General features: G+C 73.6%; 23 protein-coding genes, 2 pseudogenes and 1 riboswitch. Of the genes and pseudogenes, 16 read left to right on the top strand and 9 right to left on the bottom strand.

Going from position 1 to position 25,749, the window contains the following annotated elements; translation table 11 throughout:
• Positions 1 to 22: 22 nt before the first annotated feature.
• From AMYTH_RS0114055 to AMYTH_RS0114035, 5 genes are all read left to right on the top strand, one after another.
• The gene (locus AMYTH_RS0114055) at positions 23 to 712 is read left to right on the top strand and encodes an ArsR/SmtB family transcription factor (RefSeq protein WP_027930863.1); all 690 of its coding nucleotides are present in this window, start codon (positions 23 to 25) and stop codon (positions 710 to 712) included.
• 209 nt (positions 713 to 921) lie between these two features.
• The gene (locus AMYTH_RS0114050; protein ID WP_027930862.1) at positions 922 to 2,400 is read left to right on the top strand and encodes a potassium/proton antiporter; all 1,479 of its coding nucleotides are present in this window, start codon (positions 922 to 924) and stop codon (positions 2,398 to 2,400) included.
• Between the two features lie 46 nt (positions 2,401 to 2,446).
• Positions 2,447 to 2,561, top strand: a riboswitch (SAM riboswitch).
• A gap of 34 nt (positions 2,562 to 2,595) precedes the next feature.
• Positions 2,596 to 3,918, top strand: coding sequence for an aminotransferase class V-fold PLP-dependent enzyme (locus AMYTH_RS0114045; RefSeq protein ID WP_027930861.1), 1,323 nt, complete (start codon positions 2,596 to 2,598; stop codon positions 3,916 to 3,918).
• A 211-nt stretch (positions 3,919 to 4,129) separates the two neighbouring features.
• Positions 4,130 to 4,705 carry a signal peptidase II gene (lspA, locus tag AMYTH_RS44790; RefSeq protein WP_027930860.1) on the top strand — a complete coding sequence of 192 codons (576 nt, stop codon included), beginning with the start codon at positions 4,130 to 4,132 and terminating at the stop codon, positions 4,703 to 4,705.
• Positions 4,702 to 5,628 carry an RluA family pseudouridine synthase gene (locus AMYTH_RS0114035; RefSeq protein WP_026153058.1) on the top strand — a complete coding sequence of 309 codons (927 nt, stop codon included), beginning with the start codon at positions 4,702 to 4,704 and terminating at the stop codon, positions 5,626 to 5,628. Before lspA ends, AMYTH_RS0114035 begins: the two co-directional genes overlap by 4 nt.
• Here AMYTH_RS0114035 and AMYTH_RS0114030 read toward each other — a convergent pair.
• Complete coding sequence (locus AMYTH_RS0114030) at positions 5,625 to 6,020, bottom strand: RidA family protein (protein WP_027930859.1); 396 nt, start codon at positions 6,018 to 6,020, stop codon at positions 5,625 to 5,627. The genes AMYTH_RS0114035 and AMYTH_RS0114030 overlap by 4 nt on opposite strands.
• 97 nt (positions 6,021 to 6,117) lie before the next feature.
• Between AMYTH_RS0114030 and AMYTH_RS44785 the strand changes: the two are divergent.
• Together AMYTH_RS44785 and AMYTH_RS51310 are read left to right on the top strand one after the other, a co-directional pair.
• A pseudogene (locus tag AMYTH_RS44785) lies at positions 6,118 to 7,078 on the top strand (helix-turn-helix transcriptional regulator).
• 150 nt (positions 7,079 to 7,228) lie between these two features.
• A pseudogene (locus AMYTH_RS51310) lies at positions 7,229 to 7,360 on the top strand (WCX domain-containing protein); the annotation flags it as partial.
• A gap of 1 nt (position 7,361) precedes the next feature.
• Here AMYTH_RS51310 and AMYTH_RS0114020 read toward each other — a convergent pair.
• Positions 7,362 to 8,387: a hypothetical protein gene (locus AMYTH_RS0114020; RefSeq protein ID WP_027930858.1), complete on the bottom strand. Its 1,026-nt coding sequence runs from the start codon at positions 8,385 to 8,387 to the stop codon at positions 7,362 to 7,364.
• 109 nt (positions 8,388 to 8,496) lie between these two features.
• Between AMYTH_RS0114020 and AMYTH_RS0114015 the strand changes: the two genes are divergently transcribed.
• Genes AMYTH_RS0114015 through AMYTH_RS0114005 form a run of 3 tightly spaced genes read left to right on the top strand, consistent with a single transcriptional unit; the run spans position 8,497 to position 12,866 of the window.
• Positions 8,497 to 10,152 (top strand): DUF885 domain-containing protein, encoded by a 1,656-nt coding sequence (locus tag AMYTH_RS0114015; RefSeq protein WP_027930857.1) that lies wholly within the window; start codon positions 8,497 to 8,499, stop codon positions 10,150 to 10,152.
• Entirely contained in the window at positions 10,149 to 11,780 is a 1,632-nt protein-coding gene (locus AMYTH_RS0114010; RefSeq protein WP_027930856.1) for a DUF885 domain-containing protein, read from the top strand. Before AMYTH_RS0114015 ends, AMYTH_RS0114010 begins: the two co-directional genes overlap by 4 nt.
• A gap of 45 nt (positions 11,781 to 11,825) precedes the next feature.
• Positions 11,826 to 12,866 carry an LLM class F420-dependent oxidoreductase gene (locus tag AMYTH_RS0114005; RefSeq protein WP_027930855.1) on the top strand — a complete coding sequence of 347 codons (1,041 nt, stop codon included), beginning with the start codon at positions 11,826 to 11,828 and terminating at the stop codon, positions 12,864 to 12,866.
• Here AMYTH_RS0114005 and AMYTH_RS0114000 read toward each other — a convergent pair.
• Positions 12,859 to 13,239 (bottom strand): nitroreductase family deazaflavin-dependent oxidoreductase, encoded by a 381-nt coding sequence (locus AMYTH_RS0114000; protein WP_027930854.1) that lies wholly within the window; start codon positions 13,237 to 13,239, stop codon positions 12,859 to 12,861. The two genes, AMYTH_RS0114005 and AMYTH_RS0114000, sit on opposite strands and share 8 nt — an antisense overlap.
• Before the next feature lie 85 nt (positions 13,240 to 13,324).
• On the opposite strand from AMYTH_RS0114000, the gene AMYTH_RS0113995 reads away from it, so the two are divergent.
• The 3 genes from AMYTH_RS0113995 to AMYTH_RS0113985 all read left to right on the top strand — a co-directional run bounded on the left by AMYTH_RS0113995 (position 13,325) and on the right by AMYTH_RS0113985 (position 14,615).
• A complete protein-coding gene (locus AMYTH_RS0113995; protein ID WP_027930853.1) occupies positions 13,325 to 14,104 on the top strand; it encodes an Fpg/Nei family DNA glycosylase in 780 nt (259 codons plus the stop codon).
• A 30-nt stretch (positions 14,105 to 14,134) separates the two neighbouring features.
• Positions 14,135 to 14,308, top strand: coding sequence for a hypothetical protein (locus AMYTH_RS49525; protein WP_017981869.1), 174 nt, complete (start codon positions 14,135 to 14,137; stop codon positions 14,306 to 14,308).
• Positions 14,309 to 14,405: 97 nt separating this feature from the next.
• Entirely contained in the window at positions 14,406 to 14,615 is a 210-nt protein-coding gene (locus AMYTH_RS0113985; protein WP_027930852.1) for a hypervirulence associated TUDOR domain-containing protein, read from the top strand.
• Between the two features lie 378 nt (positions 14,616 to 14,993).
• Here the strand turns inward: AMYTH_RS0113985 and AMYTH_RS0113980 are convergent, their stop codons facing one another.
• The 3 genes from AMYTH_RS0113980 to AMYTH_RS0113970 all read right to left on the bottom strand — a co-directional run bounded on the left by AMYTH_RS0113980 (position 14,994) and on the right by AMYTH_RS0113970 (position 18,529).
• Positions 14,994 to 17,375, bottom strand: a complete 2,382-nt coding sequence (locus tag AMYTH_RS0113980; RefSeq protein WP_027930851.1) for a glycoside hydrolase family 65 protein — start codon at positions 17,373 to 17,375, stop codon at positions 14,994 to 14,996.
• Positions 17,372 to 18,106: an HAD family hydrolase gene (locus tag AMYTH_RS0113975; protein WP_027930850.1), complete on the bottom strand. Its 735-nt coding sequence runs from the start codon at positions 18,104 to 18,106 to the stop codon at positions 17,372 to 17,374. Before AMYTH_RS0113975 ends, AMYTH_RS0113980 begins: the two co-directional genes overlap by 4 nt.
• A gap of 72 nt (positions 18,107 to 18,178) precedes the next feature.
• Positions 18,179 to 18,529, bottom strand: coding sequence for an ArsR/SmtB family transcription factor (locus tag AMYTH_RS0113970; RefSeq protein ID WP_037322532.1), 351 nt, complete (start codon positions 18,527 to 18,529; stop codon positions 18,179 to 18,181).
• A 49-nt stretch (positions 18,530 to 18,578) separates the two neighbouring features.
• On the opposite strand from AMYTH_RS0113970, the gene AMYTH_RS0113965 reads away from it, so the two are divergent.
• Both AMYTH_RS0113965 and AMYTH_RS0113960 read left to right on the top strand, forming a co-directional pair.
• The gene (locus tag AMYTH_RS0113965; protein ID WP_027930848.1) at positions 18,579 to 19,994 is read left to right on the top strand and encodes an amidase; all 1,416 of its coding nucleotides are present in this window, start codon (positions 18,579 to 18,581) and stop codon (positions 19,992 to 19,994) included.
• Positions 19,991 to 20,815 (top strand): SCO6745 family protein, encoded by an 825-nt coding sequence (locus tag AMYTH_RS0113960; protein ID WP_027930847.1) that lies wholly within the window; start codon positions 19,991 to 19,993, stop codon positions 20,813 to 20,815. Before AMYTH_RS0113965 ends, AMYTH_RS0113960 begins: the two co-directional genes overlap by 4 nt.
• A 480-nt stretch (positions 20,816 to 21,295) precedes the next feature.
• Here the strand turns inward: AMYTH_RS0113960 and AMYTH_RS0113955 are convergent, their stop codons facing one another.
• The 3 genes from AMYTH_RS0113955 to AMYTH_RS0113945 all read right to left on the bottom strand — a co-directional run bounded on the left by AMYTH_RS0113955 (position 21,296) and on the right by AMYTH_RS0113945 (position 25,020).
• Entirely contained in the window at positions 21,296 to 21,583 is a 288-nt protein-coding gene (locus AMYTH_RS0113955) for a DUF6480 family protein (RefSeq protein ID WP_084022584.1), read from the bottom strand.
• The gene (locus AMYTH_RS0113950; RefSeq protein ID WP_027930845.1) at positions 21,580 to 24,108 is read right to left on the bottom strand and encodes an ATP-dependent Clp protease ATP-binding subunit; all 2,529 of its coding nucleotides are present in this window, start codon (positions 24,106 to 24,108) and stop codon (positions 21,580 to 21,582) included. Before AMYTH_RS0113950 ends, AMYTH_RS0113955 begins: the two co-directional genes overlap by 4 nt.
• 117 nt (positions 24,109 to 24,225) lie before the next feature.
• Positions 24,226 to 25,020: a SigB/SigF/SigG family RNA polymerase sigma factor gene (locus AMYTH_RS0113945; protein ID WP_027930844.1), complete on the bottom strand. Its 795-nt coding sequence runs from the start codon at positions 25,018 to 25,020 to the stop codon at positions 24,226 to 24,228.
• A gap of 138 nt (positions 25,021 to 25,158) precedes the next feature.
• Between AMYTH_RS0113945 and AMYTH_RS0113940 the strand changes: the two genes are divergently transcribed.
• A complete protein-coding gene (locus AMYTH_RS0113940; RefSeq protein ID WP_027930843.1) occupies positions 25,159 to 25,563 on the top strand; it encodes a DUF4383 domain-containing protein in 405 nt (134 codons plus the stop codon).
• Positions 25,564 to 25,749 lie beyond the last annotated feature (186 nt).

Below are 25,749 nucleotides of genomic sequence, written 5' to 3'. Positions count from 1 at the left end.
TGCGGCCACTAGCGTGGCGGGTGTGGAGACGATCGCACTGGCCGAGGTGGCCGCGGTGCTCGCCGACCCGAGCCGGGCGGCCATGTGCCTCGCCCTGCTCGACGGGCGGGCGTGGACCGTCGGGGAGCTGGCCCGCACGGCGGGGATCGCGCCGTCGACGGCGAGCGAGCACGTCAGCCGCCTGAAGGAGGCGGGGTTCGTGGCGGGGGTGAAACAGGGGCGGCACGCCTACGTGCGGATCGCCGACCCGCGGGTGGCCGAGCTGATCGAGCACCTGGCGCAGCACGCCGGGCACCGGTCCGCCTCGGGCTTGCGCGAGTCCCTGCGCGTGCGGCGGCTGGCGTTCGCGCGCACCTGCTACGACCACCTGGCCGGCACGGTGGGCGTGGCCCTGCGTGACGGCATGATCCGGACGGGACTGGTGTCCGACGGGGACGGCCTCGCGCTGACCGAGCGCGGTCGTTCGGTGCTCGGCGAGCTGGGGGTGACGATCCCGGCCGGGCGGCGCCCGTTGCTGCGGGCGTGCCTGGACTGGACCGAGCGCCGCGATCACCTGGGCGGCGCGCTCCCGGCGGCGCTGTTCGAGCGCGGGGTGGAGGCGGGCTGGTTCGTGCGGCGGCCCGACCGGGCGGTGGTGGTGACCGAGGCCGCCGGGGAGCCGCTCGCGCTCCTGGGCGCGCAGCTGCCCGCCGACCGCCCCGGGGCGGCCTGACGCTTGGGTGCTCCTGCGGGGCTGCACTGGCCACTCGTCGTCATCGTGTGCGCACCTGCCGTCGAATCCACCCGCCCGCGTCCATGTTGCCGGGGAAGGGAAACGCGGGCGCGACAGCCCGTCGGGCTGCTGCGGGACCCACCGGGGCGCGGCAGGTCACCCCGCCTCCTTATCCTGAATGCCTGACAAACCGGGCAGGGGAGGTGCGGGTGGGCGAGCTGCCGGTCGTGCTGGGGCTGGGCTCGGCCGTCCTGCTCGCCGCCGTGCTCGCGGTCCGCTTCTCCACCCGTCTCGGCCTGCCGTCGCTGCTGCTCTACCTCGTGATCGGCGTGCTGCTCGGCGAAGCCGGGTTCGGCATCCAGTTCTCCGACCCGTTCCTCACCCAGGCGCTCGGCCTGGCCGCGCTGGTCATGATCCTCGCCGAGGGCGGGCTGACCACCCGGTGGTCGGCGGTGAAACCCGCGCTGGGGCAGGGAGTGGCACTGTCCACAGTGGCGGTCGGGCTGAGCATCGCGATCACGGGGCCCGCCCTGCACTGGCTGCTCGGCCTGGACTGGCGGATGGCGCTGCTGTGGGGCGCGGTGCTGTCCTCCACCGACTCGGCCGCGGTGTTCTCCGTGCTGCGCGGCGTCGGCGTGCCCCGGCGGATCGTCGGGGCGCTGGAACTGGAGTCCGGGATCAACGACGCCCCCGCCTACATCGCGGTCGTGGTGCTGGCCGAGGGGACCCGGATCGACTGGTCGCTGCCGCTGCTGGTGGTCTACGAACTCGGCGCGGGCCTCGTCCTCGGGCTGCTGCTCGGCCTGGCCGGGGCGTGGGCGCTGCGCCGCGCCGCGCTGCCCGCCACCGGCCTCTATCCACTCGCGACGGTCGCGGTGTGCGTGGTGGCCTACTCGTCCGGGCAGCTGCTGCACGCCTCCGGGCTGCTCGCCACGTACGTCGCGGCGGTCGTGCTGGGCAATTCCCGGCTGCCGCACCGCTCGGACACGCTGTCCTTCGCCGAGGGGCTCGGCTGGCTCGCCCAGATCGGGTTGTTCGTGTTGCTGGGCCTGTTCGCCTCGCCCGAACGGCTGCTGGAGTCGATCGTGCCGGGCCTGATCGCCGCCGCGGTGGTGCTGGTGTTCGCGCGGCCGGTGTCGGTGCTGGTGTCGCAGCTGCCGTTCAAGGTGCCGCTGCGCGAGCAGGTGTTCCTGTCCTGGGCGGGGTTGCGCGGCGCGGTGCCGATCGTGCTGGCGATGATCCCGCTCTCCCACGCGATGCCCGGCGCGCAACGGCTCGTGGACGCGGTGTTCGTGCTGGTGATCGTGCTCACCCTGGTGCAGGGCCTCACGCTCGGCCCGCTGGCCCGGGTGCTGCGGCTGAAGGCGGACACCGAGCCGAAGGAGATCGAGGTCGACGCCGCGCCGCTGGACGAGCTGCAGGCCGAGCTGCTGCAGGTCAAGATCCAGCCCGGCTCGCGCCTGCACGGCGTGTACCTGTCGGAGCTGCGGCTGCCCGCCGGGGCGTCGCTGAGCCTGATCGTCCGCGACGGCCGCAGTTTCACCCCGCAGCGCACCGACCGGCTGCAGCGTGGCGACCAGATCCTGATCGTGAGCACCGAGTCCGCGCGGGAGGCCGCCGAGCGGCGCATCCGCGCGGTGGACCGGGCCGGTCCGCTGGCGCGCTGGAAGGGCGAGTCCGGCACCTGAGACCCGCTGGCGCGCGGCGGGGGCGATCGGTTACTGTGTCCGCGTAGGTCATGAGTGCCAGCGCCAAGCCCCGGCTCGCTGGCCGGCAACCCTCCTTCCGCGGTGGGGTGCCCCGGGTGAGGACCTGGCTCGTCGCGAGGTGCGGCGGGCAAGCGCGGACCCCCTGGCGGGTCCCTGGACCCGAGGAGCCTTTCGATGACTCTCGCTCTCGAACGCGTCACCACCCCCGCCGTCACCGCCGCCGCGGCCGTCCCGCTGGTCACCGGCGGGGAGCTGGACTACGCCAACCTCGACCACGCGGCCAGCGCCCCATGCCTGGAGGACGTGCGCCGCGCGGTGGACGAGTTCCTGCCGCACTACGCGAGCGTGCACCGCGGGGCCGGGTTCGCCTCGCAGGTGTCCACAAAGGTCTACGAGCGTACCCGGGACGTGCTGCGCCGGTTCGTCGGCGCCCGGTCCTCGGACGCGGTCGTGTTCACCCGCAACACCACCGACGCGCTGAACCTGCTGGCCCGCAGCGTGCCGCGGCACACGTCGGTGGTCCTGTTCGACACCGAGCACCACGCCGCGCTGCTGCCCTGGCGCGGCCCGAACGTGCGCCGGATCCCGCTGCCGAACACGCGGCTGGCCGCGGTGTCCGCTGTGGACAGTGCGCTGGCGGGGTGCCCGGAGGGGCCGCGGCTGGTGGTCGTCACCGGTGCGTCGAACGTGACCGGGGAACTGCTGCCGGTGGCGGAGATCGCGGCGGTGGCTCGCCGGCACGGCGCGCGCGTCGCGCTGGACGGCGCCCAGCTCGCCCCGCACCGGCCGATCTCGGTGCGGGAGCTGGACGTCGACTACGTGGTGCTGTCCGGGCACAAGCTGTACGCGCCGTTCGGCGCGGGCGCGCTGATCGGGCGCGGCGACTGGCTGCGCGCGGCGGATCCGTACCTGGCCGGTGGCGGGGCCACGAAGCTGGTGCGCCGCGACGGCGACGGTCTCGGGGTGGCGTGGCAGAGCGGGGTGGAGCGGCACGAGGCCGGTTCGCCCAACACCGTCGGCGTGTACGCGCTGGGCGTGGCGTGCGAGCAGCTGGCGGCGTCGTGGGACGCGGTGGCCGCGCACGAGCGGGAGCTGCTGGAGCGGCTGACGCGGGGTCTCGCCGCGGTGCCGGGGCTGGCGGAGCTGCGCCTGTTCGACGGCGCGGCGGAGCGGGTCGGCACGGTGAGCTTCGTGCTCGACGGGTTCGAGCCGGGCTGGGTGGCGGCGGTCCTGTCGGCCGAGTACGGCATCGGCGTCCGCGACGGCGCGTTCTGCGCGCACATCGCGGTGCGGCGGCTGGTGGAGCGCAGCGGCGGGGAGGGCCAGCAGGCGCTGCGGGTGAGCCTCGGCCTCGGCACCACGACCGAGCACGTCGACCGGCTGGTGACCGCGTTGCGGCAGATCGTCGCGCGGGGCGCGCGGTGGACGTACGGCGTGGTCGACGGCCGGTGGGCGCCGTGCCCGGACCCGCGGCCGCTGCCGGACTTCCTGCGCTGAGCGGCGGGTGGCTGCGGGAAATCGGTGCGACCGCCGCCGCGGGCAGGGAGCGCGCGGCCGCTGGGAGTCCGGCGTGCGCGGTGGTGCGGGAGGCAGGCGCCCCGGGCTCACGGTGGCCTTCGCCCGCCCGGCCTCGCGCGGCGAGGCAGCGCGCTGGCCGGGTTTCCCGGCCTGCGCCGGGGCGGTCGCGGCAGGCGTGGACAATGGCGGGGTGAGCAGTGACCCCCAGCCCTCCCCGGAACCGGACACCGTGCCGGACGAGCAGCAGGCCGCCCCGCCCAAGCGGCGCGCCCTGCTGCTGGCCGTGATCGCGATCGTCGTGTTCGCGGCGGACGTCGTGACCAAGTCGGTCGTCGTGGCGACCCTGGAGGGGCACGAGCCGGTCCGGGTCCTCGGCGGGCTCGTCTACCTGCAGCTGATCCGCAACCCGTTCGCGGCGTTCGGCATGGGCGTCACGGGCATGACCTGGGTGTTCGCGATCGTCGCGTTCGGGGTGGTGATCGCGCTCATCTGGTTCGCCAAGCGGCTGCGGTCGGCGGGCTGGGCGATCGGCCTGGGGCTCATCCTCGCCGGCGCGCTCGGCAACCTGGCCGACCGCGTCTTCCGCGCGCCCGGCGTGCTGCGCGGCCACGTCGTCGACTTCGTGTCGTTGTTCGCGCCCAACGGGGACGTGTGGCCGGTCTTCAACGTGGCCGACTCGGCGATCTGCGTCGGCGGCGTGCTGATCGTGCTGCTGTCCCTGCTCGGCCGCGAGTACGACGGCACGGTCAAGAGGGCCAAGCGTTGAGCGCCCGGATGCTGCCCGTCCCGGACGGGCTCGACGGCATGCGCGTCGACGCCGGGCTGGCGAAGCTGCTCGGGCTGTCCCGCACGGTCGTCGCGGAGCTGGCCGAGTCCGGCGACGTCCTGCTCGACGGCCGCCCGGCAGGCAAGTCCGACCGGCTCTCCGCCGGTGTGCTGCTCGAGGTGACCCTGCCCGACCCGGACAACCCGGTCGAGGTGGTCGCCGAACCGGTCGACGGCCTGCGCATCCTCCACGACGACGACGACATCGTGGTCGTGTCCAAGCCGGTGGGCGTCGCCGTGCACCCGAGCCCCGGCTGGACCGGGCCCACGGTCGTCGGCGGGCTCGCCGCGGCCGGGCTGCGCATCTCGACCTCCGGCGCGGCGGAGCGCCAGGGCGTCGTGCACCGCCTCGACGCCGGCACCACGGGCGTGATGGTGGTGGCGAAGAGCGAGCACGCGTACACCGTCCTGAAGCGGGCGTTCAAGGAACGCACCGTCGACAAGGGCTACCACGCCGTCGTGCAGGGCCACCCGGACCCGACGCGCGGCACGATCGACGCCCCGATCGACCGGCACCCGCGGCACGACTACAAGTTCGCCGTGGTCGCGGGCGGCCGGCCGTCGGTGACGCACTACGAGGTGATCGAGGCCTTCCGCGCGGCGTCGCTGGTGGACGTCAAGCTGGAAACCGGGCGCACCCACCAGATCCGCGTGCACTTCTCGGCGCTGCGGCACCCGTGCGCGGGCGACCTCACCTACGGCGCGGACCCGGTGCTGGCCCGCAAGCTCGGTCTGACCCGGCAGTGGCTGCACGCCCGCACCCTCGGGTTCGCCCACCCCGCGGACGGCCGGTGGGTCCAGTTCGAGTCGCCCTACCCGGACGATCTGGCGCACGCGCTGGAAGTGCTGCGCGCGGAGAACTAGGCGACCGCGGTCCCTTCGAGTTCGACCATCAGCTCAGGGATCGCCAGCCGCGTCACGCCGAGCATCGTGGTGGGCGGGGCGACGCCGGCCGCGCCCAGCCGCGCCGCGAGCACGCCGTAGTGCGGGAACAGCTGATCGACGTCGGTGGTGTAGACGTTGAGCCGGACGAGGTTCGCCAGCGACATGCCGGCCTCGGCGAGCACGGCCTCCAGGTTGTCCAGGCTCAGCGCCAGTTGCTTCGCCATGTCCCCGGCGTGCTGGGGTTTTCCGTCGCCGCTCATCGCGGTCTGCCCGGCGCAGAACAGGGTCCGGGTGTGCCCGGCGACCAATTCGCCCTGGTGGTACCCCAGCTTCGCCGACCACGTCCACGGGTCGACCGCGGTGCGCTCCACTCCCACATCAGCTCCCTTCGGATCAGTGCTGTTACGGGACGAAGCCTGGCAGCGAATCACGACATCCTGTGTCGCGTATTTCGCTAGAGTTCGCGGAATGCGCGCCGACCGCCTGGTCTCGCTGGTGCTGTTGCTGCGCCGGCACGGCCGGCTGTCCGCGACCGCGCTGGCCCGCGAGCTGGAGGTGTCCACCCGGACGGTGCTGCGGGATGTCGAGGCGCTGTCCGCCGCCGGTGTCCCGGTCTACGCCGAACGCGGCAGGCACGGCGGTTTCGCGTTGCTGCCCGGGTTCCGGACCGAACTGACCGGGCTGAACCACGACGAGGCCCTCGCCCTGCTGATCGCCGGGTCGCGGCGCGGCGCGCAGGCGTTCGGCCTCGGCTCGGCGCTCGCCTCCGCCATGCTCAAGGTGGTCGACGCGCTCCCGGAAGGTCATCGCGAGATCGCGGCCGGCGCGGCGGAGCGGTTGCTGATCGACCCGGAGACCGACCTGCTCGCCCGCCGGGTCGCCGACGAGGAGGTGCCCGGAGCCGTCGTGGCCGAGGTCCGCCGGGCGGTGTTCGCGGGGCACAAGCTGCGCATCCACTACGCGGCCGTGGACCAGAGCCCGAAGTGGCGCACCGTGGACCCGATCGGCCTGGTCACCGTGCGCGGCCAGGGCTACCTGCTGGCCACCCGCTCCGGCGCCGACCGCACCTACCGGCTGTCCCGGATCCAGGCCGCGGAGGAACTCGCCGAACCCGCGAACCGGCCGGACCGGGCCGACCTGGACCGGGCGTGGCGGGACCGCAGCGCGCGGTTCCGGGCGGGGGGCGACCAGGTCACGGTCGTGGTCAGGGTGGACCCGGCGCGGCGAGAGGAGCTGGTGCGGACCGCGGTGGCCGTCCAGGCGGAAGAAGCCGAGCCGGACGGACTGCTGCGGCTTCCAGGATGCCCGGCACGCGGAGTGGGCGTTGTGGCAGCTCGGCACGGACGGGGAGGCGCTGGCGCCGCGGTGGTTGCGCGGCTCGCTGCGTGATCGGGCCGCGGCGATCGCTGCCCGCTACGGTGCATCTTGAGCTCCGCTGGCCGCGCCGGGTGGGCGTTGTGGCGGCTGGGCGCACGCGGAGGCGCTGAGCACACTGTGGTTGTGTGCCGCGCTGTGATCGGGCTGGGGCGATTGCCGCCAGTTTCGGCTCATCCTGAGCCGGAGCCGGCGGTCATTTTCCAAGGATGCCCGGCACGCGGAGTGGGCGTTGTGGCAGCTCGGCACGGATGGGGAGGCGCTGACGCCGCAGTGGTTGCGCGGCTCGCTGCGTGATCGGGCCGCGGCGATCGCTGCCCGCTACGGCTCTCGCTGACCTAGTCCTCCAGGGACCAGGTCAGGGAGCGCTCGTCCGGCTCGGGGCGGGGGCTCCAGCGCACCGCCACCACCCGGGTGCTCTCGGGCAGCACGTACACCGTGTGGCCGCCCGCCGTCTCGCCGGGCTGGACCCCGATCTTGTGCGGCGGCCGCGACGTCAGCGACACCGGCGCCTTCGCGACCGGCTTGCCGTCGGCGGTGAGCAGTTCCAGGTAGTTGTCCGGCAGCGACACGAACGGGACCGGGCCCTTGTTGGTGACCTCGGTGTGCACCACGACGGCCCGCTCGCCCGGTTCGAGCCGGTACCCGGCCGCGCCGAACAGGTAGTCCGCCGGGTCCTGCACCTCGAGCAGCTGCACGGTGAGCTGCTCGCCTTCGAGACCCTGCCCGGCCAGGCTGTCGCCGATCTTCCCGGTCCGCGGGCCCGCCGGCGGCGCGGGCCGCTGGTCGCCCCGCGCCCACGACGCGGTCTGCGGGGGACCCCACGTGCTGATCACCGGGTCCAGCGGCGCCGGATACGGCCCGGACGCCACCCCCGCGACCTGGTACGGCCCCGACGCGACACCCTGCTGGACGTGGTACGGCCCGGAGGGCAGACCCCGACCAGGGTCGGCGGGCGGGTAGCCCCCACCGGGCCGGGCCGGCGGCGGGTACCCGGGCGGCGCGGCCTGCGGCGGCTGCGCGGGCGGCGGATAACCGGGCACGGCCCCGGACGGCGCGTATCCCGGCGTCGCACCGGACGGCGCGAACGGCACCGCACCGGAAGGCGGCGCGTGGTAGGGCCCCGGGTTCGGCGTCTGCGGCTGCGCGGGCGGGAACGCGCCGGCGAGCGCCGCGCGCAGGCCCTGCGGGTCGCTCTCCACGCCGACCAGCAGCGGCAGCCCGCTGCCGGACAGGGCGACCAGCCGGTAGGCCACCTCGCGCGGGTCCATGCCGACGCGCGCCGCGAGCTCGTGCACGGCCACCTTGCCCAGTTCGGCCAGTGCGGCGAGCAGGCGGGCATCGGCGGGATCGGTCACGGCCACGTCCGGAAACGCTACCCGCTGACCTTCCCGGCCCGGTCGTTCACCCCGGCGCGGCGCCCGGAGGTTCTAGGCTGGCGGCACGCTTATCCGACGAAGCTGGGATGGATGGATGACCGAGGTCGTGAAGCTCGCCGACGAGTTCGTGGACGCCCTGTTCGACGCGGAGCCGTTGTGGCCCGCGGTGCTGGGGCTGGAGTCCGACCGGGACGGGCTCGGCGACCTGAGCGAGGAGGCCGAGGCCGCCTACCGCGAACGGCTCGAGGGGTTCGTCCGGCGCGCCGAGGAGATCGACCCGGCCGGGCTCGGCGCGGAGGACCGGGTGACCCGCGACGTGCTGCTCAGCCAGGCCCGCGGCAACCTGGACCGGCTGGACAGCCACCTGGTCGAGTTCACGATCAGCGACATCTTCGTGGCCCCCGCGGTCAGCCTGCTGACGATCCTGCCGATGGTCGGCCTGCCGGACGACGAGCAGGGCCGCCGCCACCTCGGACGGCTCGCCGCGATCCCGCGGTACCTGGAGCAGGCCGCGGACCGGCACCGGGCGGGCGTCGCGGCCGGGCGGGTGCCGGTCGAGCACCTGGTGCGCGCCGCGATCGCGCACCTGGACCGCTACCTGGCCGCGCCGGACTCCGACCCGCTGCTGCGCCAGCCCGCGCCGAGCGAGGAGTTCGCCGCCGACCGCGAACGGGTGCTGGCCGAGGTGGTGCGGCCCGCGTTCGCCGCCTACCGGGACGCGCTGGCCACCGACATCGCGCCGCACGGGCGCCCGCCGGAGAAGCCCGGCGTGTGCTGGCTGCCCGACGGCGAGCGCATCTACGCCTCGCTGGCGCGCACGCACACCACCACCGACCGCACGCCGGACGAGCTGCACGAGACCGGCCTGCGCGTCATCGGCGAGCTGGCCGCCGAGTACCGCGAGATCGGCTCGCGCGTGTTCGGCACCGACGACCTCGCCGAGATCTTCCGGCGGCTGCGCACCGATCCGCAGCTGCGCTGGCGCAGCGCCGAGGAACTGCTCGACACCGCCCGGTCGGCGATCAGCCGCGCCGAGGAGGCCGCGCCGCGCTGGTTCGGCCGCATCCCGCCGTACAAGTGGGTCGTGGAGCCGGTGCCCGCGGCCGAGGCGCCCGGCGGCCCGGCGGCGTTCTACCTGCAGCCGTCGGTCGACGGGTCGCGGCCGGGTATCTACTTCGCCAACACCCACGAGGTGACCGAGCGGTTCCGGCACGCCGCCGAGGTGACCGCCTTCCACGAGGCCATCCCCGGCCACCACTTCCAGCTCTCCACCGCGCTCACGCTCACCGACCTGCCGCTGCTGCGCCGGATCGGCGACTTCAACGCCTACGCCGAGGGCTGGGGCCTCTACAGCGAGCGGCTCGCCGCCGAGATGGGCCTCTACTCCGATGACGTCGCGCTGCTCGGGATGCTCACCATGGACTCGATGCGCGCCGGCCGCCTGGTCGTCGACACCGGCCTGCACGCCAAGGGCTGGAGCCGTCAGCAGGCCGTGGACTACCTGCGGGAGCACACCCCGATGCCGCAGGTCGAGATCGAGTCCGAAGTGGACCGTTACATCGCCTACCCCGGCCAGGCGCTGGCGTACATGGTGGGGCGCCTGGAGATCCAGCGCGTGCGGGCGCGGGCCGAGCAGGCGCTGGGGGAGCGGTTCGACATCCGCGCCTTCCACGACCTGGTCCTCGGCGGCGGCGCGCTGCCGTTGTCGGTGCTGGCGGCGGTCGTGGACGAGTGGATCGCGCAGGCATGAGCGAAGTGGACGCCCTCGCCGAGGAGCTCACCGGCCTGCTGTTCGAGGCCGACCCGCTGCGCCCGTCGGTGCTCGGCCTGCCCGGTGCCCACGACCGGCTGCCCGACCTCACCGCGAGTGCCGAGAAGCGGCACCGGACGGCCTACCTGGACGTGGCGGCCCGCGCGGAAGCGGCCACGCCCGCGGACGCCGAGGAGGCGGTGACCCGCGATGTCGTGATCCAGCAAGCCAGGGCCGCCGTCGACCTCCTCGACGCGCGGCTGCCCGAGTTCGCGGTCAGCGACGCCTTCACCGCCCCGCTCCAGCTGCTGCTGATGACCCTGCCGATGGTCGAGCTGACCGACGAGACCCGGGCACGGGGTTTCCTGGCCCGGCTCGCCGCGTTCCCGGCCTTCGTGGACCAGGTGGTGGAACGGCAGGCGGCCGGCCCGGTGCCGCCGGACTTCCTGGTGGACTCGGCGATCGGCTACTTCGACCGGATGCTGGCCGCGCCGGAGCTCACCTCGCTCCAGCTCGACGTGCGCTCGGCGACGCTGGCCGCCGAGCGGGACGCGCTGCTGTCCGGGTTCGTGCGGCCCGCGCTGGCCCGCTACCGCGAGTTCCTCGCCGAGGACCTGCGGCCGCGGGCCCGGCCCGCCGAGGAGGCCGGGCTGTGCTGGCAGCCGGGCGGCCTGCTGCGGTACGCCGGGCTGATCCGCGCGCACACCACCACCGAGCGCACCGCTCAGGAGCTGCACGACATCGGGCTGGCGCTGATCGCCGACCTCGCCGGGGAGTTCCGCACCCTGGGACGCCGCGTGTTCGGCACCGGCGACCTGGCCGCGATCTTCGAGCGCCTGCGCACCGATCCCGCGTTGCGGTGGGGCAGTGGCGAGGAGCTGCTGGCCGCCGCGCGCGCCGCCATCACCCGGGCCGAAGCCGAGGCGCCCCGGTGGTTCCGCACGATCCCGTCCGCGCGCTGCGAGGTGCGCCCGGTGCCGGAGAGCGACGCCGACGCGGGCACCATCGCCTACTACGTCGAACCGGCGCTCGACGGCTCCCGGCCGGGGATCTACTACGCCAACACCTTCCACGCCGGAGAACGGTTCCGGCACGTCAGCGAGGCGGTCGCCTACCACGAGGCCATCCCGGGGCACCACTTCCAGCTGTCGCTGGCGCTCGAGCTGGACCTGCTGCTGCTGCGCCGCGTCGCCGAGGTCAACGCCTACACCGAGGGCTGGGGGCTCTACGCCGAGCGGCTGGCCGAGGAGATGGGGCTCTACACCGGCGACGTGGCGCGGTTCGGGATGCTGACCCAGGACGCGATGCGCGCCGCGCGGCTGGTGGTGGACACCGGCCTGCACGCACTGGGCTGGTCGCGGCAGCAGGCGGTGGACTACCTGCGGGAGAACACGCCGATGGCGCCGGTGGAGATCGAGGAGGAGGTCGACCGCTACGCGGGCTGCCCCGGCCAGGCCCTGTCCTACATGACGGGACGCCTGGAGATCGAGCGGATCCGGGCCGGCGCGGAGCGGGCGCTGGGGGACCGGTTCGACATCCGGGATTTCCACGACGTGGTGCTGGGGCACGGCATCCTCCCGCTGCCGGTCCTCGACCGGGTGGTTTCGAACTGGATTACCAGCCGGTAATGTGCTCGGCAATCAGGTAAGCGATCGCTTAGAAGGGTTGGATCGATGCGGATCGGCACCCAGATCTCGTACTCCGGCGGGTTCGCCGAGAGCGTCCGGGATGTCGTCGAGCTGGAGAAGGCCGGGCTCGACGTCGTCACCATCCCCGAGGCCTACTCGTTCGACGCGGTCAGCCAGCTCGGCTATGTCGCGGCGAAGACCGAGCGTGTCCAGCTCGCGTCCGGCATCCTGCAGATCTACACGCGGACCCCGACGCTGACCGCCATGACGGCGGCCGGGCTGGACTTCGTCTCCGACGGTCGGTTCATCCTCGGCATCGGCGCGTCCGGGCCGCAGGTCGTGGAAGGCTTCCACGGGGTGCGCTACGACGCGCCGCTCGGGCGGACCCGCGAGATCGTGGAGATCTGCCGCCAGGTGTGGCGCCGCGAGCGCGTGGTCCACGACGGCAAGCACTACAAGATCCCGCTGCCCGCCGACCAGGGCACCGGCCTCGGCAAGCCGCTGAAGATCATCAACCACCCGGTGCGCGAGCGGATCCCGGTGCAGATCGCGGCGATCGGGCCGAAGAACGTGGCGCTGACGGCCGAGATCGCCGAGGGCTGGCAGCCGATCTTCTTCCACCCGGAGCGGGCGTCCGAGGTGTGGGGCGAGGCGCTGGCCGAGGGCAAGGCCAAGCGTGACCCGTCCCTCGGTGAGCTGGACGTCGCGGTCGGGGTGCCGGTGGCGATCGGCGAGGACGTCGGCCACATGCTCGACTGGGTCCGCCCCGTGGTCGCGCTCTACGTCGGGGGCATGGGCGCCCGCGGCAAGAACTTCTACAACGAGCTGGCCTGCCGGTACGGCTACGAGGCCGAGGCCAAGCTGATCCAGGACCTCTACCTCGACGGCAAGAAGGAGGAGGCCGCCGCGGCGGTGCCCGCCGAGCTGCTGCGGGCGATCTCGCTGGTCGGGCCGAAGGGGCAGGTCAAGGAGCGGCTGGCCGCCCTGCGCGAGGCCGGGGTCACCACCCTGCAGGTCACGTTCCTCGAACCCGACCCCGCGCGCCGCGTCGGTGTGGTGAGCGAGCTGCGCGAACTGCTCAGCTGACCCGGTCGAGGAACAGGAAGTCGGTCACGCCGATGACCGACAGGACCTGGCGGACGCCGGCCGGCATGCTGGTCCGCTTCTCGTCGTGCACCAGCCGGGGCCGGGTCGTTTCCACGACCTGGCCCCGCATCTCGATCCCGCACCCGCCCGCGGCCAGCACGTTCCTGACCCAGTCGGCCTGCGGCCCGTAGGTGAGGGCGACGACGAAGCCGTCCCCGGCGCGGAAGACGTTCACCGGTGTCCGGTAGGTCTTCCCGGACTTGCGGCCCCGGTGGACGATCGTCCCGAACCCCGGGAGCCCCTTCGTCAACGGTCCCAGCACGCGGTTGGTCGCCACGCGGTTGAACCGGGCGACCTTCTTCGACAGCACCATGCGATCAGCATGCCCGCTCGCCCGCCGGAAATCAACAGGTGATGAATTCAGGTTTAGGCGCCGGCGTGGGGTGGCAAGCTGTGGCGTGCCCGAGCTGCCGGACGTCGAAGGTTTCCGCCGCACGCTGGCCGCCCACGCGGTGGGCAAGCGAATCACCGGCGTGACCACGCTGGACGCGGGCGTGCTGCGCGGGGTGAGCGCGCGCAGGCTGCGGGAGACGTTGCGGCACCAGCGCTTCGGCGAGCCCCGGCGGCGGGGGAAGTGGCTGATCGTGCCGGTGCACGGCCGTCCCGCCACGATGGTGCTGCACTTCGGCATGACCGGGTCGCTGGAGTGGTCCGAGCTGGACGAGCGCAACCGGCACGACCGGGTGATCTTCGCCTTCGACGACGGAGAGCTGCGCTACCGCGACATGCGGAAGCTGCACGGCCTGCGCCTGCTCGCGGACGACGCGGAGCTGCGCCGGCTGCTCGCGGACACCGGGCCGGACGCGCTGGACGTGCGGAAGGAGCAGTTCCGCGTCCTCCTCCGCCGCCGTCGCGGGATCAAACAGCTGCTGACCGACCAGGCGGTGCTCGCCGGGCTCGGGAACCTGCTGGCCGACGAGATCCTGTGGCGGGCCCGGCTGGCTCCGCAGGTGCGCGCCGCGGACCTCGACGGCACGGCGGCCGACCGGTTGCACCGGGAGATGCGCGAGGTGCTGCGGGCGGCGGTGAAGGCCGGGCGGGTGCCGCCGCGCACCACGTGGCTCACCGGGCGGCGGGACGAGCCGTCGGGGGCCTGCCCGCGATGCGGGACCGTCTTGGAGCACGGCCGGGTCGGCGGGCGCGGCACCGTGTGGTGCCCGCGGTGCCAGGCCGGTTGACAGTTCGCGGAAAAGGGGTAAGCCGGTGCCATGAACGACAAGGACGACGAGAAGAAGCCGGTCAGCCCCGAACCACCCCTGTCGCCGGACTTCCCCGACGTCCGGCACCCCGACCTGGACATGGGCCCCACCGAGGACGTCGAGAAGCCGCCGAACACCGAAGAGGTCAAGCCGGAGGAGGGGATCCCGGAACCGCCCGACTGACCCCGCGGGGTGAGGTGGCGTGCAGCCCCGGGCGTCGCGGGTAACCGTCCGGGGTGCCCGGCGCCGCGTGGTGGTCGCCGAAGTGGCAGGAGGGACGATGGCGGAGTTCAAGAAGGGCGACCGGGTCCGCTGGGACGCCGGCAACGAGAGTTCGGTCGGCACGGTGGAGAGGAAGATCACCGAGGACACCCACGCGGGCGGACGCCAGGTGCGCGCCTCCGAGGACGCCCCGCAGTACCTGGTGAAGAGCGAGAAGACCGGCCGCACCGCGGTGCACAAGCCGGACAAGCTGCACCCCGCGGACTGAAGCACGGACTGAGGCGCGGCTGTTCTGGACGGGCACCGAGTCCGTCCGGCGGGCGGGCAGCGCCGTCTACACCCGGCCGGCGCGCTGCGGTGCGGCCACCTGGCCGGCCACAGTGCGCCGCGTCGTCGGCGAAACCGGCGGCGGGACGGCCCTACCGCCCGGCCGGCGCTCACCGGGAAGCGGCGATTGTTTGCCCTGCCGCGCCGCGGCGCCCGGTCGACGGGTGATGGGCAGGCAGCGATGGCCCGGCCCCGGCCCTCTCCGCGGGAAGCGGCGATGGTTCGACGCGCGGCACCGCGGCGTTCGGCCGACGGGCAGGCGCCGCAGCCCCGGCCAGTTGGCCGGGGCCACGGCGCGCCATCTCGTAGGCCGGGCCCGTCAGCGGGAAGCGGCGAGGTTGCGCCGCACCTGGGCGGGGTCCCTGCGGGCGGGCTCGCGGCCCGCGGGCTGGTGCGGTGCCGGGCCGGGGTCGATCGGCGGGATCGGTTTCGTCGTGGCGGCCTCGGTGACCGACATCGGTTCGCCGTGGTGCCGGATCTCCACCGGCTTCCCGGACAGCAGCCGGTACGTCGCGTGGTCGCGGTGGATCTCCACCAGGAAGCGGCTCTCCCGGAAGCACATGCGGAACTGGATCCGCTCCAGCGCGGGCGGCAGCCGCGGCGCGAAGGTCAGCTTGCCGTCGTGGTCGCGCATCCCGCCGAAGCCCGCGACCACCCCCATCCACGCCCCGGCCAGCGAAGCCATGTGCAGCCCGTTGCGCACGTTGTTGTGCACGTCGTGCAGGTCGGTCAGCGCCGCCTCGCCCAGGTAGTCGTAGGCCAGGTCCAGGTGCCCCACCTCGGCCGCGATCACCGACTGCGTGCCCGCCGACAGCGACGAGTCCCGCACCGTCCTGGCCTCGTAGTAGGCGAAGTTGCGCTGCTTCTGCTCCGGCGTGAACGCGTCGCCGCGCAGGTGCAGCGCCAGCACCAGGTCGGCCTGCTTCACCACCTGCTTGCGGTACAGGTCGAAGTACGGGTAGTTCAGCAGCAGCGGGTAGTTCTCCATCGGCGTGCCGGCGAAGTCCCAGTCCAGGTGCTCGGTGAAGCCCTCCGACTGCGGGTGCACGCCCAGTTCTTCGTTGTAGGGCACGTACATCTGCTCGGCGGCGCGTCGCCAGCCCGCCAGCTCGGTTTCGTCCACACCGAACAGTGACGCGACCTCCGGCACCCGCTCGCAGGACGCCGCCGCCTCGCGGAAGTTCCGCTGCGCCATCAGGTTCGTGTACACGTTGTTGTCCGCGACCGCCGAGTACTCGTCCGGCCCGGTCACCCCGTCGATGCGGAACCGGCCGTGCCGGTCGAAGTGCCCGAGCGACATCCACAGCCGCGCCGTCTCCAGCAGCAGCTCGGTGCCGCACTGGCGCTCGAACTCCGCGTCGCCGGTGGCCCAGTAGTAGCGGGCGACCGCGTCGGCGATGTCGGCGGTGACGTGGAACGCCGCGGTGCCCGCCGGCCAGTACGCCGAGCACTCCGCGCCGTTGATCGACCGCCACGGGAACGCCGCGCCGCGCAGGCCCAGCTGCCGCGCCCGCTCCCGCGCCTTGGGCAGCGTGGAATGCCGCCACCGCAACGCATCCCGCGCCGCCTCCGGCACGCTGTAGGTCAGCACCGGCAGCACGAACGACTCGGTGTCCCAGAACGCGTGGCCGTCGTAGCCCGGCCCGGTCAGCCCCTTGCCGGGGATCGCGCGGCTTTCCCCGCGGGCCCCGGCCTGCAGGATGTGGAACAACGCGAACCGGGTCGCCTGCTGCAGCTCCGGGTCGCCGTCGATCTCGACGTCGGCGGTCTCCCAGAAGTCGTCGAGGAACGCGCGCTGCTCGGCGAGCAGCCCGTCCCAGCCGGTCTGCAGCGCCCCGGCGAGCGCGGCGTCGACCTGCGCGCGCAACGCGGGCACCGAACGCTGCGCCGACCACCCGTACCCGACGAACTTCGTCAGCCGCAGCACCTTGCCCTGCGGCACGTCCACCGCGATGCTCAGCCGCGCCAGGTCCTCCTCGGCGAGGATGTCGGTGCGCAACCCGTCCGGCGACTCGATCTGGTGGTCCATCGCGGCCGCCACGCGCAACCCGGACCGCCGCGTCTGGTGCACCAGCACCGCGCGGTAGTGGTCGGCGAGGAAGAACTCCGACTCCAGCGGCGACTGCAGCGCCGCGGCCACCCGCGGGTCCTTGCTGTCGGACTCGATCGGCTCGTTCGCCAGCAGGTCCGACTGCAGCACCAGCTGCATCTTCCCGTCCAGCGGCTCGACCTCGTACCGGATCGCCACCACCGCGCGCTGGGTGAATGACACCAGCCGCTGCGTGCGCACCCGCACGTGCCGCCCGGTCGGCGACGACCACTCGGTGGTGCGGGTCAGCGTGCCCGTCCGGAAGTCCAGCACCCGCTCGTGCGAAGTGGCCGTGCCGTAACGCATGTCGAACGGCTCGTCCTCCACCAGCAGCCGGATGATCTTGCCGTCGGTCACGTTGACGACCGTCTGCCCGGCCTCCGGGTAGCCGTACCCCGCTTCGGCGTAGGGCAGCTCGTGCTCCTCGTAGAAGCCGTTCAGGTACGTGCCGGGCAGGCCGCGCGGCTCGCCCTCTTCGAGGGTGCCGCGCAGGCCGATGTGCCCGTTCGACAATGCGAACGTCGATTCCGTGCGCTGCAACTGGTCGACCGCGAGGCCGCGCCACCGCAGTTCCCACGGCGCGCACTCGTAGCCGCGTGTCACGAGGCTCATGCGTCGTCCCCCAGCAGTTCCGCGAGATCGTCCACCACCACGTCGGCGCCGTGCTCCCGCAGCGCCTCCGCCTGGTCCGCCCGGTTCACGCCGACGACGAACCCGAAGTTCCCGGCCCGGCCCGCTTCCACACCGGCCAGCGCGTCCTCGAACACCGCCGCCCGCGCGGGTTCCACGCCCAGCGCCTTCGCCCCGGCCAGGAACGAGTCCGGCGCCGGTTTGCCGCGCAGCCCGTCGCGGGTGATGACCAGCCCGTCGATGCGGGCCTGCACGAACGGGGTGAACTCCGCCGCGTCCAGCACCGCCTGTGCGTTCGCCGACGACGTCACCACCGCGATCGCCAGCCCGGCGTCCCGCGCGGCCTCCAGGTACCGGCGCGACCCCGGGTAGGGGTTCGGCCCGCGCTCGGCGATGATCCGCAGCACCAGGTCGTTCTTGCGGTTCCCCAGGCCGTGCACGGTGTGCTCGGTGACCGCGTCGCCCGGACCGCCCTCGGGCAGCTCGATCCCGCGCGAGGCGAGGAACGTGCGGACCCCGTCCAGCCGGGGCCGCCCGTCCACGTAGCGGGCGTAGTCCGCGTCGGTGAACGGGTGGAAACCGCTTCCGTCCCGTTCGCGCAGGAACTCATCGAACGTCTGCTTCCAGGCTTCCCGGTGCAGCGCGGCGGTGCCGGTCAGGACACCGTCCAGGTCGAACAGGCACGCGGTGATGGCGTCGGGCAACCCGATCATGCCTGCACGGTACCTGCGAACCCGCGCGCTCGCCGCGTGCCGCGGCCGTATAACGACCTATACCGCGCGGCTCTAGTGCTGCGGGTGCGGCCGGACGTGGTGGATGAGCTCGTGGACGGTGGCGTCCGCCAGCCGGTACCGGACGATCCGCCCGGTGCGCTGCGCGGTGACCAGGCCGTGCGCGCGCAGCAGCCGCAACGCCTGGGACACCGCGGTGTCCGTCATGCCAGCCGCCACCGCCAGGTCGGACACGCAGATCTCCCGCGCGTAGTGGATGCACACGAGCAACGTCAGGCGCGACGGGTCGGCCAGCACCGAGAACCGCTCGGCCCACTCGCGCACCACGTCGCGGTCGCCGAGGCCGTCCAGCGCCGCCTCGACGGCCGGGCCGTCGATCACCCGGCGTTCCGCCTCACCTGCCACCCCGGAATCGTCTCATCCACGCGCGCCCGCGGGCTGGCAGGATCACACCGTGACCGACATCCCCTTCCGCACCGCACGGGAACTGCGCGCCGCGCTCGGGGCGCGCGAGCTGTCCGCCCGCGAGGTCGTGCAGGCGCACCTGGACCAGATCGAGCGCGTGAACCCGGACGTCAACGCCGTCGTCACGCTCGTCGCCGAGCGGGCGCTGGCCGAGGCGGCCGCGGCCGACGAACGCGCCGCCCGCGGCGCGGAACTGCCGCCCCTGCACGGCATCCCGGTCGCGCACAAGGACACCCACGAGACGGCGGGCGTCCGCACCACCTTCGGCTCGCCGCTGCACGCCGACCACGTGCCCGACCGCGACGAGCTGGTGATCGAGCGCATGCGGGCCGCCGGGGTGATCAGCATCGGCAAGACCAACGTGCCGGAGTTCGCCGCGGGCTCGCACACCTTCAACCCGGTCTTCGGCGCCACCCGCAACCCCTACGACCTGTCGCGTTCGGCGGGCGGGAGCAGCGGTGGCGCGGCGGCGGCGCTGGCCACCGGGATGCACCCGCTGGCCGACGGCAGCGACCTCGGCGGGTCGCTGCGCAACCCGGCGTCGTTCTGCAACGTCGTCGGATTCCGGCCGTCGATCGGGCGGGTGCCGTCGTGGCCGGCGCCGCTGGGCTGGTCGGGGCTGGCCACGGCCGGTCCGATGGCCCGCACGGTCGCCGACGCGGCCCTGCTGTTGTCGGTGCTCGCCGGCCCGGACCCGCGGTCGCCGATCGCGCTGGACGAACCGGGGGCGACCTTCGCCCGTCCGCTGGACCGCGACGTGCGGGGCCTGCGGATCGCGTGGTCGCCCGACCTGGGCGGCAGCGTGCCGGTGGAACCGGAGGTGGCGGACGTGGTCGAGGCGTCGGCGAAGGTGTTCGGCGACCTGGGGTGCGCCGTGGAGCGCGACTGCCCGGACTTCGCCGGCGCGGACGAGGCGTTCCGGATCCTGCGGGCCTGGCAGTTCGCGGTGAAGTACGGGCCGCTGCTGGACACCGAGCGGGACCGGATCAAGGACACCATCGTGTGGAACACCGAGGAGGGGCTGCGGCTGTCCGCGACCGACGTCGGCCGCGCCGAGCTCCTGCGCACCGAGCTGTTCCACCGCTTCCGCGAGTTCTTCACGCGCTACGACTTCCTGCTGCTGCCGGTCAGCCAGGTGCCGCCGTTCGACGCGGAGCTGGAGTACCCGGTGCGGGTCGCGGGCCAGGACATGGAGACCTACCTCGACTGGATGCGCTCGGCCTACTTCGTGACAGTCAGCGGCTCACCCGCGTTGTCGGTGCCCGCCGGGTTCACGCCCGGCGGCCTGCCGGTCGGGCTGCAGATCGTCGGGCCGCACCGCGCGGACTTCGCCGTGCTGCAGCTGGGGCACGCGTTCGAGCAGGCCACCGGGGTGGCCCAGCGGCGGCCGGCGGTGGCGCGGTGAGGGCGCGGGAGCTGTGGGTGGTGCTGGAGACGTTGCACGACGTCACCTACTTCGCGCCGCAGGCCAAGGCGGCGCACGAGGCGGCGGGGCTGCGCGGGTTCTGGCGCGGCTACGTCGGGACGCGGGCCGCGCCGCTGGGGGCGGCCGGGCTCGGCGTGGTGACCGCCGTGTTCTACGGCTTCGCGCCGTCGTTCCTGGCGCGGTCGGTGCCGTCCATCTGGGAGGTGGTGTCCCCGGCGGAGGCGCTGGCCGCCCGGAGCGCGGGCGCGGTGGCGGCGTTGCGGGAGCACGTGCGCGAGGTGCCGGCGCCGGTGCTGCCGGTGCTGCGGCGGATCGTGGCGGCGGCCGGCTGGGCAGGCCGGCCGCTGGGGGCCGCGAACGCCGCGCTGCCGTGGCCGGACGACCCGCTCGCCGCGCTGTGGCAGGCGGCGACGACGTTGCGCGAGCACCGCGGCGACGGCCACGTGGCGGTGCTGGCCGCGGAGGGCGTCGACGGCCTGGAAGCGCACGCCCTGCGCGACGCGGCGGACGGCAGCCGGAGCGTCGTGGCGCCCAACCGCGGCTGGACGGACGAGGAATGGGCGGCGGCGCGGGACCGGCTGGCCGCCCGCGGCCTGATCGACGGGCGCGGCCTGACCGACCGGGGCGCCCGCCTGCGCGAGCACATCGAGCGGCGCACGGACGAGCTGGCGGCGGTGCCGTACTCGGCGGTGGGTGAGGACGAGCTGGCCGCGCTGGACGGCTGGCTCCGGCCGATCGCGCGCGGGCTGGTGCCGGTCCCGGTGCCGCACCCGAACCCGGTGGGGGCGCCCACGCCCTGAGCAATGGGCCGAATCGTGGGCGCGGGCCGCTGCGCCCGCTGCGCGGTTGTGGCGTTGCGTGGTGAGCCGGTGGGGGCGCGGATGCGCTGCCCGAGCGGCCCGACCGTGGGCGGGGGCCGGGCCGTTGGGCCGCCCGTGGCTGTGTTGTGGCATCGCGCGGCGAGCGGATGGGGGCGTTGACGAGCGGGCAGGTTCGTGGGCACGGGCCATACGGGCGGTTGCGCCGCCCGGTGGCTGTGTTGTGGCATTGCGCGGCGGCGGGTGGGGTGCTGGTGCGCGGCAGGTTTGTGGGCGGGGGCCGGGCCGTTGGGCGCGCGTGGTGGCTCTGTCTTGACATTGCGCGGCTAGGCGGTCGGGGCGCGGGCGCCCTGGCCAGCGGGCCGGGCTGTGGGCAGGGGTGATCGGCCGCTGCGCACCGGCCACGGCGTTGCGCGGCGAGCCTGCCCCGAGTCGGCGGCTCCGGCAGCCGCCGCGACCGCCTCAGAACTGCAGCCAGCCCACCGCTGAGGACACCAGCAGCGCCGCGACCAGGATGGCCAGCACCACGGAGATCACGATCGTCACCACGGGCAGCGCCCGCGGCGGTTTCTGCTGGTGGTGCGACAGTCCGGAGGTCTGGCCGGAGTCTGGGGGCGTGTCGCCGGGGGCGACGCCGCCGCCGGGTTCCAGTCCGGGCGTCCGGGCGGGATCGGGGTCGGGCGGGGTGTTGCCCGGCACGCCGCCGCCGGGTTCGGCCCCCGGAGTGGACCGCGGATCGGGACTGCTCATCGGTCTTCCCTTCCCACCGACGCTGACACGTCGAACGACAGGCCCTTGTCACCGGCGCCCACGCGCACCCGCGCGCCGGGGGTCAGCTCGCCGCGCAGCATCATCCGCGACAGCGGGTTGTCGACCTCGCGCTGGATCGTGCGGCGCATCGGGCGCGCCCCGAACTCGGGCTGGTACCCGGCCCGCGCCAGCCACTGCACGGCTTCCGGCGTGAACTCCAGCGTGATGTCCTGCGCGTGCGCGCGCCGTTTCGTCTGCTCCAGCATCAGCTCGGTGATCTGCTCCAGCTGCGCGGCCTCGAGCTTGCGGAACACGATGATCTCGTCGATCCGGTTGAGGAACTCCGGCCGGAACTGCTCCCGCAGCCGCCGCATCAGCCGCTCCCGCAGCGGCCGCTCCGAGTCGCCCCGGTCGGCGGCGAACCCGAGCGCACCCTGCGTGCTGCTGGAGATGATCTCCGAACCGATGTTGCTGGTCATGATCAGCACCGTGTTGGTGAAGTTGACCGTGCGCCCGCGCCCGTCGGTCAGGCGGCCGTCGTCGAGGACCTGCAGCAGCACGTTGAAGATCTCCGGGTGCGCCTTCTCGATCTCGTCGAAGAGCACCACCGAGTAGGGCCGCCGCCGCACCGCCTCGGTCAGCTGGCCGGCCTCCTCGTAGCCGACGTAGCCGGGGGGAGCGCCGATCAGCCTGCTGACCGTGTGCCGCTCGCCGTACTCCGACATGTCCAGCCGGATCATCCGGTCCTCGTCGCCGAACAGCGCCGCGGCCAGCGCCCGCGCCAGTTCGGTCTTGCCGACGCCCGTGGGGCCGAGGAACAGGAAGCTGCCGTAGGGCCGGTCCGGCGGCGCGAACCCGGCGCGCGAGCGGCGCACGGCTTCGGCCACCGCGTCCACCGCCTCCTCCTGCCCGATGACCCGCTCGTGCAGGTGCTCCTCCAGCCGCAGCAGCCGGTCGCGCTCGTCCTCGGTCAGCTGGTTCACCGGCACCCCGGTGAGCCGCGAGATCACCTCGGCGATGTCCTGCGGCGTCACCTCCTGCACGCCGCTGGGCCGCCCGTCGCTGTCGGCGGTGCGCAGCTGCTCGCGCAGGCCGGCGATCTCGTCCCGCAGGGCCGAGGCGCGCTCGAAGTTCTCCTCGGCGACCGCCTGGTCCTTGTCGCGGGACAGCTCCTCCAGCCGCGCCTGCAGTTCGCGCACGTCGTTGGGGCGGCGGCCGGACCGCAGCCGCACCCGCGCGCCCGCCTGGTCGATCAGGTCGATCGCCTTGTCCGGCAGGAACCGGTCGGTCAGGTAGCGGTCGGACAGGTCCGCGGCCGCCGCGAGCGCCTCGTCGGTGAACCGGACCTGGTGGTGCGCCTCGTACCGGTCGCGCAGGCCGTGCAGGATGGCGACGGTGTCGGACACCGACGGCTCGGGCACCAGGATCGGCTGGAACCGCCGCTCCAGCGCCGGGTCGTTCTCGATGTGCTGCCGGTACTCGTCCAGCGTGGTCGCGCCGACGATGTGCAGCTCACCGCGGGCCAGCGCCGGCTTGAGCATGTTGCCCGCGCCCATCGACCCCTCCGACGCGCCCGCGCCGACCACGGTGTGCAGCTCGTCGATGAACACGATCAGCTGGTCGCGGTTGCGGCGGATCTCGTCGAGGAGGTTCGTCATGCGCTCCTCGAAGTCGCCGCGGTAGCGGGTGCCGGCGACCATCGCGGTCAGGTCGAGCCGCACCACGCGGCGGCGGGCGAGCAGGTCGGGCACGTCGCCGTCGCAGATGCGCTGCGCCAGGCCCTCCACGATCGCAGTCTTGCCCACGCCCGGTTCGCCGATCAGGACCGGGTTGTTCTTGGTGCGCCGGGACAGCACCTCGACGGTCTGCTCGATCTCGTCGTCGCGCCCGACGACCGGGTCGATGTTGCCCTCGGCGGCCTCCGCGGTGAGGTCGCGGCCGTACTGGTCCAGCGTCGGGGTGTCGGTGCGCGGCTGCGGCCGCTGCTCCGCACGGCCGCGCGACATCGGCTGCCCCTGCGGCGGCCCCTGGAACGCCTCCGGGGTGACCCCGGCGCGGGCGAGGATGCGGCCGGCCGCGGAGTCCGGGTTGGCCACGAGCGCGAGCAGCAGGTGCTGCGGCCCGATGTAGCTGGAGCCGAGGGTGCGGGCGATGCCGTGCGCGTCCAGCAAGGTGCGCTTCGCGCCCGGCGCGAGCATGGCCGGGGTGGTGCGCTCGCCGTCGCCACGGCCGTGCCGGTCGATCTCCCGCGCGATCTCCTCGGGCTTCGCGCCCGCGCTCTCCAGCAGCTGCCGCGTCGGCGACGCCTGCGTGGCCGCCCACAACAGCTGTTCGGTGTCGACGTCGGTCCGGCCCTGTTCGGCCGCCTTCTCGGCGGCGTGCGCGACGAGTTCCCGCGCCTGGTCGGACATCAGCCGCGTGATGTCGACCGCGTTCGGCCGCCTGCTGGGCACGGCGTTGCCGAAGAACTGCGCCAGGAACTGGTCGAACGGACTGCCGGGCCCGCCTGCGAAAAAGCCGGTCATGGGGGAACGCTCCTCAGCCGTCGGGGGTGCGGGGCCCGGCGCTCCACTTCGGACGGAGCGGGCCCGGGCCGTCCACCGCCGTCGGCTACCCGTGCCCGGGCGGGGCGAAACGACGCGTCAGGGCTCTTCGGTGAGCTTCTCCCGCAGGTGCTGCAGGGTCTGCGCGAGCAGCCGCGACACGTGCATCTGGGAGATGCCGACGCGCTTGGCGATCTGCGTCTGCGTCATGTTGCCGAAGAACCGCAACATCAGGATGGTCCGCTCGCGCGGGGCCAGGTCGCGCAGCAGCGGTTGCAGCGCCTCGTGGTTCTCCACCGTCTCGATGCCGTAGTCCTCTTCGCCGAGGGTGTCGGCCAGCGACGCGGCCTCGTCGTCCTCACCGGCCGGTTTGTCGACCGACACCGCGTAGTAGGCGTTGCCCGCCTGCAGGCCCTCGCTCACCTCGTCCGGCGTGAGGTCCAGCTCGCGCGCGATCTCCGTCGGCGTCGGCGCGCGGCCGAGGCGCTGGCCCAGCTCGCTGCTGGCCTGCCCGATCTGCAGGTGGAGTTCCTTGAGCCGCCGCGGCACCCGCACCGACCAGCTGGCGTCGCGGAAGTGCCGCCGGACCTCGCCCATGATGGTCGGCACGGCGAAGGACAGGAAGTCGGTGCCGCGTTCCGGCTCGAACCGGTCGACGGCGTTGATCAGGCCGACCCGCGCGACCTGCAACAGGTCTTCGTACGCCTCGCCGCGCCCGCTGAACCGGCGCGCGATGTGCTCGGCCACCGACAGGTACTGGGTGACCAGCGCGGTGCGGAGCCGTGCCCGGCACGGATCGTCCGGCGCGGCGGCCGCCAGATCGGCGAAAGTGGGGGTGTTCTCCTCCGAGGAATCGTTGTCCTCGACGGTGCCCGCGAGGCGCGTCTCAGCCAACGTTCCGCTTCCCCCCGCTGTCTCGTGCCGACCTGGTCATGGCCCGGACTACCCCGTGCCGCCGTTCGCCACACCTGGTTGCACGGGCCCGGTCCGGGGAACCCCGCGCCGAGAGGAACGACGCAAGGAGGTCTTTCCATGGCTGAGCGCACCACGGGGCGGGCGCCGGTGGCACAAGGTTTCGCGTTGCTGGTCGGCGTGGTGTTCCTGGCGCTGGGCATCGGCGGGTTCGCCACTTCGGGCGAACTGCTGGGATTCCACACCGGAACGCTGCTGAACCTGACGCGGACCGCGGTGGGCGTGCTCGCGCTGGTGGCGGCCTGGAAGGGACCGTCCGCGCGGATCATCGGGCTGGTGGTCTTCTTCGGGCTGCTGGGCATCACGGTGTGGGGCCTGCTTTCGGCGGGCACCGGAAATCCGGCCGACGTCCGGCGACTGTTCGACCCGACCTGGGCGGACAACGCGCTGCACGGCGTCGTCGCGGTGCTGGGGCTCGTCGTGTTCCTGATGCCCGCCCGGTCGAGGACCACCGAACGCGTGTGACGAATACCGAGAGTAGCGGCATTGCGCAGCGTGTTTAGTTCCTCTGCCAGGGTGAAAGAACTCCTCCATGAGACGGGCAGAGGACAATCCGCTGCGAATACTGCTGTGGCACGTACACGGATCATGGACCAGTTCCTTCGTGCGCGGACGGCACGAGTACCTCCTTCCGCTGCTACCGGAGGGCGG

It is taken from the genome of Amycolatopsis thermoflava N1165, assembly GCF_000473265.1.
GTDB classification, from domain to species: domain Bacteria; phylum Actinomycetota; class Actinomycetes; order Mycobacteriales; family Pseudonocardiaceae; genus Amycolatopsis_E; species Amycolatopsis_E thermoflava.
Note: the sequence above shows the minus strand (reverse complement) of the source record. Positions and strands in the feature narration are given on the sequence as shown.